Raw genomic sequence first — 13491 nt, 5'->3', positions numbered from 1 at the left:
AATTACAGTAATTTTACTGAGCAATAGGCAAAAAAAAAGAGGAAATGAATTCCTCTTTCTTGTCGCTTTTCTCTACAACTCAGTGAGTTACAGTGTCTCTTTTATTAAGACGATGCCAGATTGTCGCTTTTCAGAAATAAAAGCGTCTTGCCGTTTAAAGATTTTTAACGATGTCACCTACAAGGCCTGGACCTTTGTAAATGAAACCAGAGTAAACTTGTACAAGCTTAGCGCCTGCCATCATTTTCTCTTTTGCAGCAACATACGAGTCAACACCACCTACTCCAATGATCGGCAGTTTGTCACCCAGCTCTTCGTGAAGTTTACGAACTACTTCAGTACTACGAGATTGAACAGGACGTCCACTTAGGCCACCCGCTTCATCACAATGTTTCATACCTTCAACGATTGAACGATCCAATGTTGTGTTTGTTGCGATCACACCATCGATCTTATTTTTGATCAATGATTCACAAATTTGGCGAATTTCGTCGTCGCTTAGATCCGGAGCAATCTTAAGAGCAAGAGGAACATATTTACCATGCTTCTCTTCCAGTTCAGATTGTTTCGTTTTAAGTTCAGACAATAGATCGTCTAGAGCTTCGCCGTATTGTAGAGAACGAAGTCCTGGAGTGTTTGGTGAAGAGATGTTCACAGCAATGTAACCAGCGTATTGATATACCTTCTCCATACAGATCAAGTAATCTTCAGCGCCCTTTTCAATTGGTGTGTCTTTATTCTTACCAATGTTAATGCCTAAGATGCCATCGTAGTTCGACTTCTTAACATTCTCAACAAGGTTGTCGACGCCTAGGTTGTTAAAACCCATGCGGTTGATGATACCTTCAGCTTCAACAAGACGGAATAAACGAGGTTTGTCGTTACCCGCTTGCGGACGTGGAGTCACTGTTCCTACTTCTACGAAACCAAAACCCATTGCGCCAAATGCATCAATACATTCGCCGTTTTTATCTAGGCCAGCAGCAAGGCCAACTGGGTTTTTAAAAGTAAGACCCATGCACTCTACAGGTCGGTGAGGTAATTGTTGGCGATACAAAAGATCAATAGGTGTGCCTGTGAAGCGCTTGAAATTTTGAATTGCAAGATCATGTGCCTTTTCGGCATCAAGTTGGAAAAAGCCAGTTCTGGCTAGACGGTAAAGCATTGTGCCTCCGATAGAAAAAAGCCCCGTGTAAACGGGGCGCTATTATTTACTTATTTACCCAACTATTCAATCTATTACTGTCTGTAAGGGTAAGATAATCAAGTTTGCTAACGAATGAGGTTCATTATTAAGCAAACGTTATCGTTTCTTCAAGTTATTAAGCCATTTCTAATCTCAACCTTAGTACAGCCATCAGGTCACTTAACAACAAACAACGTTTGCGTCGAAGTTTGTTCTTCAAAAGTCGTTAGGCCTATTGTTTCCACTTTACCGAAACGAAAAAGGCAGACCTTTTGGCCTGCCCTTATACTTTTTCGTCTTATCTAGTAACTAGTCTTTTGACATGCAGTTTAGATTCAACAGCATCAATTCACGCAGTGCTACTGAGAACTTAGCAAACTCATGAACAGAACCTACTTTGAATTCGTTTAGGATGCTTTCCCAACGATGTAGAGAAACAGAGTTACTTTCCATCCAGTCATCAAGCGCTTTAATCACATCGATATCTGAAGCACAACCACAGTTAAGTACTTGACCAGTTAACTGGCGTTGCTGCCAATCCAGATCTTCTCTGAATGCTGCACGCGCCAGTGCTTGCCAGTTGTTGTCTATAGCTTGGCCATTGATTTGCTTCAAGAACCAGTGCAGTGACAAACGGTCGCCTAGGTTGAAGTAAAGCTTAGACGCTTGCTGTACTGTTTTACCTGTTTCACGAGCCACTGTAGATATATCCAGTGCTGAGTACAGGCTAGACAAACGAGCCACTGAATTAGCCAGCTCAGCGTTTACACCTTGGTCAATCCATACTTGAGCCATTGCTTGATGCTCTTCTACTTCTGAAGCCACTAGGTTTTCATCCAGCTTCTCAGTAATTGCGACGACATCACCTTGGTAAAGCTCAATCAATGCATTCACTGACTGTTTACCGGTACGGTTTCTTAGCAACCAGCGTGCTAGACGACGAAGCGTACGACGTACATGGTAAAGCAATTCGTATTGAGCTTCAGAACTTGAGATGTTGTCCAGTTCACGGATGCTCTTCAATACCTTACCCAGGCCGTAGATTTCACGTGATGCCGCGTAAGCATTCGCAATATCAACAATGTTCGCGCCCGTCTCTTCTTGCAAGCGAGTCACGAAGTTACAGCCCATCTCGTTAACCATTTGGTTAGCAAGCGCAGTCGCAATGATCTCTGCACGAAGTGGATGGTTATCCATGTGCTGAGAGTAGTTACGGCGTAACTCTGTTGGGAAGTATTGCATCAGTTGTTGAGCATGGAACTCATCATTCGCAATGTCATCACTCACAAGATCTTCTTTTAGAACCATTTTACCGTAAGCGATCAATACTGATAGCTCTGGTCTTGTTAGTGCTTGGCCCTGCTTCTCACGTTCTAGCAGCGTTTCGTCATCTGGGATGTATTCCAAACCACGGTCTAAGTACCCGGCTTTTTCCATTGTGTGGATAAAGCGGATTTGCTCTTTCACTAAGCCTACACCTTGATGCTCAGTAACAGAGATAGACTCAGCTTGGCAGTAAGCGTCGTCTAGTACGATTTCACCTACTTCATCTTCCATAGATTCAAGAACTTGGTTACGTTGCTTAACGGTAAGATCACCATTAGACACCAAGCCATTCAAGAAGATCTTAATGTTAACTTCGTTATCCGAGCAATCTACACCACCAACGTTATCGACAAAGTCAGTATTAACTCGACCGCCCGTTAGAGCGTATTCAATACGACCCAATTGAGTCATACCCAAGTTACCGCCTTCACCAACAACCTTAGCTTTCAGGTCACGGCCATCGATACGTAGCACGTCATTTGCACGGTCACCCACATCGGTATGAGTCTCACTAGAAGACTTAACGTAAGTACCAATACCGCCGTTCCAAAGTAGATCAACTTTCATAGACAAGATCGCTTTGATCAAGTCGTTTGGTGCCATTGATGCTTTCTTGGTACCCAGCATTTTCTGAATTTCAGGTGTCAAAGAGATAGACTTCGCTCGGCGAGAGAAGATGCCACCACCTTGAGAAATCAGGTCTTTATTGTAATCTTCCCAACTTGAACGAGGCAGATTAAACAGACGGTCACGCTCTACCCAGCTTGATGCTGATTCTGGATTCGGGTCAATGAAGATGTGCATGTGGTTAAACGCAGCTTGCAAGCGAATGTGCTTAGATAGCAGCATACCGTTACCAAATACGTCACCCGCCATATCACCCACACCAATGGCAGTGAAGTCTGTGCTTTGACAGTTAATACCCATTTCGCGGAAGTGACGTTTAACCGATTCCCAGCCACCTTTCGCCGTGATACCCATGGCTTTGTGGTCGTAACCGTTAGAGCCACCCGATGCAAACGCATCACCTAGCCAGAAGTTGTACTCTTCAGCTACTGAGTTCGCTAGATCTGAGAATGTCGCGGTGCCTTTATCGGCTGCAACAACCAAGTATGGGTCATCTTCATCGTGACGAACAACGCTCTTAGGTGGGATAACCTCACCTTCAATGATGTTGTCTGAAACGTCTAGCAATGCACGGATGAAGCGCTTGTAACAACGTTGACCTTCAGCAAAGATCTCGTCTCGGCCAGACATCATGTGTTGACGCTTACAAACGAAACCACCTTTAGCACCAACCGGTACGATAACCGTGTTCTTAACTTGTTGCGCTTTAACTAGGCCTAGAATCTCAGTACGGAAGTCCTCTTGACGGTCTGACCAACGTAAACCACCGCGTGCTACTTTACCGCCACGTAAATGCACACCTTCAATGTCTGGTGCGTAAACGAAGATCTCAAACGCAGGAACCGGCGCAGGGATATCTGGAATCTCGCTTGGTCTCATTTTCAGAGCCAACCAAGGTTTAGACTGCTTATTCTCGTCTACTTGGTAGTAGTTAGTACGAAGCGTTGCAGTGATCATTTCCATGTAGCGACGAATGATACGATCATCATCCAAGCTTTCTACATGATCCAACTGTTCAGTGATCTTCTTAATAAGATCTTGTTGGCCTTTTACGCTGCCCTTCAGTTTCGGGTCAAAACGCTTGCCGAATAGGCTCACTAGCCCTTTCGCTAATTCTGGGTAATGAGACAATGTGTCTTCAATGTATTGTTGGCTGAATGGGAAACCAACTTGACGCATGTAACGAGCATAAGCACGTAAGATTGAGATTTCACGGCCAGAAAGACCAGCGCCAAGTACTAAGCGGTTGAAACCATCGCTGTCTAACTCACCCGCCCAGATTGCCGCAAAGGCTTGTTGGAAAAGATCGCGAGCTTCACGAAGATCAATGGTCTTATCGCTCTTGTGCAGCATAGAGAAATCAAGGATCCAATAGGTCACACCGTTGGTTTTACGCACTTCATATGGAGATTCACCGATAACGCGTAGGCCAAAGTTTTCAAGCATTGGCATAACATCAGAAAGGTGAATTGGCTCATCGCTGTGGTAGAACAACTTCAAACGAACGGCTTTTGAATCTGCCGCTTCTTCTTGAGGACGGTAGAAAAGCATACCCAGTTTGTTGTCTTCACTTAGCGCTTCTAAACGTTCAATGTCGGCAACAGCAGAACCTGGCATCATGTCTTCTTTGTACGAACGTGGGAATGCACGCATGTACTCTTTCGACAATGGAAGACCTTTGCTTTCACCGAAGTTTGCAATGATAGATTCAGACAGACGGTCATCCCACGTAGACGATACTTCCATTAAATTTTGCTCAATTGTTTTCACGTCCACATCCATGTTGTTGTTATCAACACGAACAATATAGTGCGTTCTTGCTAGCGGGCTTTCAGAGAAGTACGTTGTAAATTCAACCTCTTCTTCACAACCAAAGTACTGTTTCAAGATGCGCTGTGTTTGGCGACGAAGCTCAGTGTTGTAACGATCTTTTGTTACGTAAACCATGCAGCTAAAGAAACGACCAAACGGGTCTTTGCGAACAAACAAACGCAGGAGATCGCGATCTTGCATTTGTACTACGCCCGTACCGACTTCTAGTAGCTCTTCTTCTCGAGCTTGCAGCAGTTCATCACGTGGGTAGTTTTCAAGAATGTTGTGCAGCGCTTTGTAAGAGTATGAACCTTCACGGTAACCACTCGCATCCAAAATACGTTCTACTTTCTCGCGAACAAGAGGAATCGTTTCAACGGTTTGGTTATAAACGGCAGATGTGTAAAGACCAGTAAAGCGGTGCTCACCAATGACCTTACCGTTCTTATCGAACTTCTTAATACCAATGTAATCGTTGTAAGCTGGGCGGTGAATGCGTGAAGCCGTGTTGCCCTTGGTTACGATAAGCACATAAGGCTTTTTCGCTTCAAGACGTGCCGAATCAGAAAACTCAGATAGCTTAACGTTACGTACACGATCTGAGTTCGCAAACAAACCAAGACCTTGCTCCTTGGTCGGTTGCAGTTCAGTGTCGCCGTTAACTGAAACTAGGTCATATTCCTTATAACCCATGAATGTAAAGTTGTGTTGGCCTAACCAACGAAGAAACGCCAACGTTTCATCAAAGCGCTGGCCGTCTACTGGAATGCTCTCTTTTTGCTGTTCAACTTGATTGGTCACTTCTTCAAGTCTTTCAACCATCTTCAACCAATCGTTCACGACTAAGCTAGTGTCGGTAAAGATATCCAGCAACTCCGTTTTAAGTGCTGTCATTTCAGCTTTACTACTCAGACGGTCAACTTCGATATGGAAAAGCGATTGGAATGCACCTTCGTTATTGCTTACACCGACAACACTGCCCTTATCTGAGCGAGAGATTTGTGTTGGGTTATGAAGCATAAGGTGAGAAGAAAGGTCTAGGCGAGTCAATGCCATTTTTACGGAATCAACAAGGAATGGACTGTCTGGAACGACTATCTCAACGATAGTATGAGTAGACTGCCAACCTTGACGACTTACCGTCGGGTTGAATACGCGTACAGAGATTTCGTCGGCTTTCTTTTCATTGATGTGATGCCATAAGCTAACTACAGCACCATATAAATCGGATTCGTTTCTCTGAGTTAGATCGTCGTGAGAAACGTTACTAAACAAGTGTTGAGCAAGTTGAGTTACGAGAGGTCGATGAGCAAGGTCAAGTTTGTCTTGAATCAGCTTGTAAACTTTTTCAAGTAAAACTGGAACCACAGTTTCACGTGCGGTCATAGTCACACTCCACAATTAGAATTATATTTTATTATTAGGGGGATCACTTAATCTGGTGTTTGAAACGTGCCGTTGAGCGCTTTTCTACTAACGAGTTAAGCAAAGGTAATGCATTCATTTATTGTAAAAGCATTATTGAAAAATAGTTAATTGTTTTGGAGGTGGTAAGAGCTGAAATGTTTGATTATGTGATTAAGATTCCTTTTAACTCACTAGGCACGCCAAGGTTTACAGAGCTTCTAACTTAATAAACTTATTTTTTTGGTCAGTTGTCAGCCTAAACTGCCCTCTAACCCCTATTTGTGTAAGAAATGGTCTGAACCGAGTTGCAGGTAACTGTAAGCGTAAACCTGTTGTTGTTATCACTTGAACTTTACTTGCCGTACCAGAATAGCTGGCCAAAAACTGCTGATATGAGATGTTAAGTTGGAAAATATAGCGATTCATACGATACCTGTATAAATATACAGTGCCAGTGTTTTTTGGCACTTTTAGATGTCTGACGGTGAAACTGAACTTGAAGCTGCTCTAGCTTATCGAAAATTCGATGAACCAGAAACAAAAAATCAGTGGCAGATATTCTCTACCACTGATGACCTTTCGTTGTAGCAAACAGTTTATTAGTAAACCGCTTATTAGCAAACAGTTACCTGAATGCGCGCTGACTTAAGCCTCTAGTGCTTTCGTCACTTTCTCAAACAAGTCTTTTGCTAGGTTGTCCATGTTCTTTAACGTCTCTAGTTCTTTTTTGATCAGAGCTTGGCGTTCATCGTCGTACTTACGGAATTTAAGAAGTGGATCAATCAGACGTGAAGCCACTTGCGGGTTGCTGCTGTTCAGTTCACGTAAGATCTCGCCTGCAAATGCATAGCCTTGACCAGACTTGTCGTGGAATTGAACCGGGTTCATGTTTAAGAATGAACCGACCAAGTTACGGGTACGGTTCGGGTTCTTCAAACTGAACGCCTGGTGCGACATCGACGCTTTGATCACTTCAAGTGCGTTTGAACTTGGGTTTGTACCTTGCAATGCAAACCACTTATCCATAACAAGACCATCGTGTTTCCACTTGTCACTGTAATCCACCATCAAGGTTTCACGACATGGTAGTTGTGCACTGTTTGCCGCGCCCATTGCTGCCATCGTATCTGTCATGTTGTTTGCTTGCTGGTACATCGCAACAACCAAGTCATTACCCTGCTCTGTATGTGCTAAGTAACTTAGGCAAACTTTACGTAGAGTACGCTTACCAATCGAATCGTGATCGACCGTGTATTCTGTTAGTGCGTGGCTGTGATAAACCGCCGCTAACTCGTCTTCAAGTTCTGCAGCTAGTGTGACTTTCATTGAGTTAAGAACCGATGCGACCGCATCAATATCAACGCGCTCGTACCAACCCGATACTTCATTGTGGCTTGGTAGAGAAAGCATTTCTGCAATAAACGCAGGCTCTAGTGAATCACTCAGCAGTACGCCACGGAATGCATCAACAACAGAATCAGAAAGCTCAAACGCTTGACCCTGCTGAACTTTCTCCACGTTACTGCGGATGTACTTCGCTAATAGCATTTGACCCGCATCCCAACGAGAGAATTCATTGCGAGCATTCACCATCAAGAAGATCAGTTCTTCATCTGAGTAGTCATATTCCAATTTCACTGGCGCAGAAAATTCACGAAGTAATGATGGGATCGGTTGCTCAGAAACGTTTTCAAACACGAACGTTTGCTCTGCTTCTTTCACATCTAATACATTATGAACTGGCTTACCGTTACATTGTAACTCAACAACTTCACCCGCAGCTGTGTACAGCTCGATATCAAGAGGAATATGCAGAGCCTGCTTTTCCGTTTGCTCATGAGTTGGCGCTGTTACTTGGCGAGTTGTTAACGTGTACTGTTTCTTCTCTGCGTCGTACTTACTTTCAACAGACAGCGTCGGCGTACCAGACTGGCTGTACCATAAGCGGAACTGAGATAAGTCAACGCCCGACGCATCTTCCATTGCCGCGACGAAGTCTTCACATGTTGCAGCCGTACCATCGTGACGTTCGAAGTACAGCTTCATGCCTTTTTGGAAACCATCTTCGCCCAACAATGTGTGGATCATACGGATCACTTCACTGCCCTTTTCGTACACTGTCAAAGTATAGAAGTTATTCATTTCTATCACTTTTTCTGGACGAATTGGATGAGACATTGGGCTAGCATCTTCTGCAAATTGTGGACCGCGAATGATACGTACATTGTTAATACGGTTTACTGCGCGAGAACCAAGATCAGATGAGAATTCTTGGTCACGGAATACCGTTAAGCCTTCTTTCAGACTTAACTGGAACCAATCGCGACACGTCACTCGGTTACCTGTCCAGTTGTGGAAATATTCATGGCCGATTACTGCTTCAATACCTAGGTAATCTGTATCCGTTGCAGTTTGGTCGTTTGCTAGAACGAACTTCGAATTGAATACGTTCAAGCCTTTGTTTTCCATCGCACCCATGTTGAAGAAATCAACGGCTACGATCATGTAGATGTCTAAGTCGTATTCAAGATTGAAACGTTCTTCGTCCCACTTCATTGAGTTAATCAAAGAAACCATCGCGTGGCTCGCACGGTCTAGATTGCCTTTATCAACAAAGATTTCTAGGTCAACTTTACGACCCGATTGTGTAGTGTATGCGTCACGAAGTACATCAAAGTCACCCGCTACTAAAGCAAACAAGTACGCTGGTTTTGGATGTGGGTCTTGCCACTTCACCCAATGACGACCGTTTTCAGCTTCACCTTCATCTACACGGTTACCATTACTTAATAAGAATGGGTTCTCTGCTTTGTCTGCAATTACCGTTGTAGTGAATTTCGCCAACACATCTGGGCGATCCATGTAGTAAGTGATACGGCGGAAACCTTCAGCTTCACATTGAGTACAGAACGCGCCACCCGACTTGTACAAGCCTTCAAGTGCACTGTTCCCTTCAGGGTTAACTTCGGTAACGATGGTTAGAGTAAATTCTTTTGGAAGGTCATTCAGCGTAAGTTGAGTTTCAGACTGCTCGTACTGAGTCCATTCGTTGCCTTCAACCAAAACAGAAACCAACTTCAAGCCTTCACCATCAAGTACTAATGTCGTGCTGTCTTTCTCCTGCTTAACACTAGAAACAGCCGTAACAATGGATGCTGAATCGTACAAATCGAAAGTAAGATCGATTTCAGAAATCGTGTGAGATGGTGATTGATAATCTTTACGATACTTGGCTTGAGGTGTATGTGCCATGACGGGTTCCTTTTGATCGTTATACGTAATTATTTTTTAACTGTATATATCTAAAGGTTGAGCGCCAATAAAACAAGGGGAATATTAAAAAAAGGAGGCATTGTAAGAAAATGCCTCCATGTTTTGCTATTTTATCAATCAAATCAGACAGGAACGCCTAAGAAATGAACTGTGCACAATATTATCAACGAGTACGCCGTTACTGCTAAAACTCACGATTATCGAATGCGATTGAGTACCGCAAACATATCTCCCTCTTCACCTTGCAGCGTTAACACATCGCTGTTCAGTGTATATCGAGTGCCGTGTTCACCGTTCTCATAAAGTAACACTAGTTGATCGCCTTCTGTGTAATACACCCCGCGACGAATGACTTCACCACCTTCTTCATCTGATACTCGGAACATGAATATAAAGTCCGGCTGAAGGACTAAATCCATTTTTTGAATGTTACTCGCACGTAGATCGCTTCCAGACAGTTGGGCACTGGACCAGATTCCCGCCAATGCATTTGGCAAGGCCTTGGTGAACATAACACCGTTAAGATTCAGCATGTTGTGATTACTGCTGTACGCGTAAACCTGAGGTTCTGAGGTATTCAAACCCAAAATAATCGTGTCTTCATTGGCGTTATACAAACCTTCCCAATGATCGACACTGTAGTCTTTCTTTTGGATATCGATAGTGAATGAGTAGTTTGAATCAAGAGTGAGCTTGATCGCTCTAAAGTTTTCAGTGCCTTGCTCAGGATCAGGATTCATCAAATACCAATCACCAAGCAGCAAAGGAAGGTCAAAATGAGATAGATTACTATCACTTTTTGATTGTTGGCTACTCGAAGCGACCTCGCTCCCAAAAGCCACAAAACTTAAACAAGATAAAAATAGTAGAATCCATTTCATAAGCGTCCCCTCGTTTTCTTTAAGCTTAGGCACGTAATGAATAGAAAGCGAAAAAATATGATCTAAGTCACTAAATTTTAAGTGCGAAGTAACTTAAATGTCATTATCACTCGAAAAATAATACTTAAGTTTAGTTATTTTTACAGTGTACTTCACAGCCGAAAATCAAATAACAGTGGTTCTGCAGCAAGTTAAAAAGCGAGGAAGCATGCCGTTAACATGACATTATTCGAGGCAAGAACACAGATACAAAAAAAGCGAGCCTAAGCTCGCTTTTCAAATAGTACGTCTTTAAACAATCACCTTATAACAGGTATTTTGTTTATTTCTTGATCATATCCAGCATGATAGCAACTGATTCATCAAGATAAGCATCCGGGGCTTCGTAGTCTTTTGGAATATCATCCAACGTTTTAAATGCCTCTAACTTAGCGGCTTTTTGACGTTGGTTAATACGCTCTAGACGAAGCGCATCCGCATCATCACTCTCTTGTTGACGAACCTTTTCATTCAGAGAAAGGTCATTGTCGTCTTTATCTGCCTTATATTTTTCAATATCTTGCGCGATAAAGCCAAATTCCATGTCTGTTGCGATACGAGCTTCGTGTTTAGCCGTCAACGCTGCGATCTGCTCATCGTTACGCTGTAACACTGAGTACTTCGCTTTGTCGATGCTGTCCCAAGGAAGAGCGTTGTCTTCAACACTTTCACCAGTATCTGCAGGATCAATTGGCGTTGGGTAAGCAATATCAGGTACTACACCCTTGTTTTGCGTACTACCACCATTGATTCGGTAGAATTTTTGGATTGTGTATTGAACGTAGCCTAACTCTTTATCGAACAAATCATAAATATGATTCAAAGAGCGATGCTGTTGCACCGTACCTTTACCGAAAGAGTTTTCACCCAAGATAATTGCACGGCCATAATCTTGCATCGCTGCTGCAAAGATTTCAGACGCTGAAGCACTGTAGCGATTCACCAATACCGTTAACGGGCCTTGGTAACTGATTTGACCATCAGTATCGCTGTTCACTTTGACACGACCGTAGCTATCACGAACCTGAACAACAGGTCCTTCTTTGATAAACAAACCAGAGAGTTCAGTTGCTTCAGTCAGTGCACCACCACCGTTGTTTCGGAGGTCAACAATAATACCTTCAACACCTTGCTCTTTAAGCTCGGTGATCAGTTTATCGGTATCTTTAGAAAGGCCAACGTAGAAACTTGGTACTTCTAATACACCAATTTTCTTGCCGTCTTTCTCGATCACTTCTGATTTAACAGCGCGGTCTTCTAAACGAATCTTATCGCGAACAATTGTGACAACGTGACTTTTTGCATCTTTACCATCTGGCAAGATCTGTAGCTTAACTTTGGTCCCTTTAGGGCCTTTAATAAGTTGTACTACATCGTCTAAACGCCAGCCGATAACATCAACAATTTCTTCGCCATCTTGACCAACACCAACAATGCGGTCTCCATCACTCAATTGTTTGCTGTTTGACGCAGGGCCACCAGCAACTAAAGAGCGAATAACGGTGTAGTCGTCTGTCATCTGAAGCACAGCACCAATACCTTCTAGAGATAGGTTCATCTCAGATTGGAATTGTTCTGCATTTCTTGGAGAAAGGTAACTTGTGTGAGGATCAACTTCACGCGCAAATGCGTTCATGTAGATCTGGAAAGCATCTTCATTATGCGATTGCGTAATACGCTTCATCGCATTGTTGTAACGCTTTTCCAAAACTTCTTGAATCTCTGGCCACTCTTTACCAGTAAGTTTTAGATTCAACGCATCATATTTAACGCGTTTTCTCCAAAGCTCATTCACTTCAGCGATATCTTTTGGCCACTCAGCTTCACTACGATTGAGCTCAATACTTTCATCGGTATCAAACTTAATCTCTGTATCTAGCAAAGACAATGCATATTGAAAACGTTCAAAACGCTTCTGCATAGACAAATTATAAACATCGAATGCAATCTGGTTATTGCCTGCTTTCAGTTGATCATCAATTTGTATAGATGACGCAGCGAAAGAGTCAATATCAGCTTGAGTGAAGATATTACGATTATAATCCAGCATCTCTAAGTAACGATTAAAGATAGCTTGAGAGAAATCATCGTTGAGATTGAAGTGTTTATAGTGAGAACGAGTAAATCGAGAAGTAACACGTTTACTAGCAGTTTCGTGTTGGACCTCAGGAGCGAGTAGAGGTAAATCGTCCTGATCTAATTTGGCTTCAAGAGCCTGAGCTGAAGCTGCTAGCCAAAAGCTAGCAGCAATCAGTGTCAATTTTGAACGGCATTTCATGCGTAGGAGTATCTCCTTTAAGCGCGCAAGTGCTCCGCTTTAACAACCATTTGTAGGCCGTTTGCTAACTGAACACGCACATCTTCCTTATTGATTTCAACAATGGTCGCAGCCATGTTTCCTTTACCCATGTTCACATTTACTTCTTTGCCAGCGATGAATTCGTCAGCGTTCAAAGCGCGTGTTTCTACAGGCTTTTCTACTTTTGGTGCTTTAGGCGCTTGACGACGAGGCTGTTGAGCTTTCTTCGCCTTAGGTTTCGCTTTGCCTTCTTCACGAGCTTTTTGTGCTTGTTCTTTACGACGAGCCTGAACTTTCGCTTTGCTTTCAGCAAGTGTAGCTTTAGCGTGTTCAACGTGCTCTTCTTCTAGTGTGCCACACGCGTTGCCGTCTAGGTCAACACGTTCTGCGCCAGCTTTTACGCCGTGCAGGTAACGCCATGATGATGTGTACTGTCTTAACGCTGCACGAAGCTGAGTCTTACTTACTTTTTCGTCTTCATTTAGACGTTCAGCAAGATCTTGAAAAATACCAATTTTAAGTGGCTTCGCTTCACCTTCTAGAGTAAAGCATTTAGGGAAACATTCAGCAATATATGCGATAACTTCTTTGCTGTTTTTTAACTTTTCAGTGTTTTCCATGTGGGTTCCTGGTTTTTGCGG

At 43.1% G+C, this 13491-nt stretch carries 7 protein-coding genes; all 7 read right to left on the bottom strand.

Going from position 1 to position 13491, the window contains the following annotated elements; all coding sequences use genetic code 11:
* Window positions 1-154: 154 nt before the first annotated feature.
* Window positions 155-1165 (bottom strand): quinone-dependent dihydroorotate dehydrogenase, encoded by a 1011-nt coding sequence (gene pyrD / locus AB6E54_RS09125; RefSeq protein WP_017063847.1) that lies wholly within the window; start codon window positions 1163-1165, stop codon window positions 155-157.
* Between the two features lie 330 nt (window positions 1166-1495).
* Window positions 1496-6337: an NAD-glutamate dehydrogenase gene (locus tag AB6E54_RS09120; RefSeq protein ID WP_017066961.1), complete on the bottom strand. Its 4842-nt coding sequence runs from the start codon at window positions 6335-6337 to the stop codon at window positions 1496-1498.
* 228 nt (window positions 6338-6565) lie between these two features.
* Entirely contained in the window at window positions 6566-6784 is a 219-nt protein-coding gene (locus AB6E54_RS09115; protein ID WP_081325156.1) for a DUF2835 domain-containing protein, read from the bottom strand.
* 219 nt (window positions 6785-7003) lie between these two features.
* Window positions 7004-9610, bottom strand: coding sequence for an aminopeptidase N (gene pepN / locus AB6E54_RS09110; protein ID WP_102333354.1), 2607 nt, complete (start codon window positions 9608-9610; stop codon window positions 7004-7006).
* Between the two features lie 218 nt (window positions 9611-9828).
* Window positions 9829-10512 (bottom strand): hypothetical protein, encoded by a 684-nt coding sequence (locus AB6E54_RS09105; protein ID WP_017059686.1) that lies wholly within the window; start codon window positions 10510-10512, stop codon window positions 9829-9831.
* A gap of 322 nt (window positions 10513-10834) precedes the next feature.
* The gene (gene prc / locus AB6E54_RS09100; protein ID WP_102333355.1) at window positions 10835-12829 is read right to left on the bottom strand and encodes a carboxy terminal-processing peptidase; all 1995 of its coding nucleotides are present in this window, start codon (window positions 12827-12829) and stop codon (window positions 10835-10837) included.
* Window positions 12830-12846: 17 nt separating this feature from the next.
* Window positions 12847-13470, bottom strand: a complete 624-nt coding sequence (gene proQ / locus AB6E54_RS09095; RefSeq protein ID WP_017057223.1) for an RNA chaperone ProQ — start codon at window positions 13468-13470, stop codon at window positions 12847-12849.
* Window positions 13471-13491: the final 21 nt, after the last annotated feature.

The sequence above is a fragment of the Vibrio sp. 10N.247.311.49 genome (assembly GCF_041467655.1).
Lineage (GTDB): Bacteria > Pseudomonadota > Gammaproteobacteria > Enterobacterales > Vibrionaceae > Vibrio > Vibrio crassostreae_C.
This window is presented reverse-complemented; position numbering and strand designations above follow the sequence as displayed.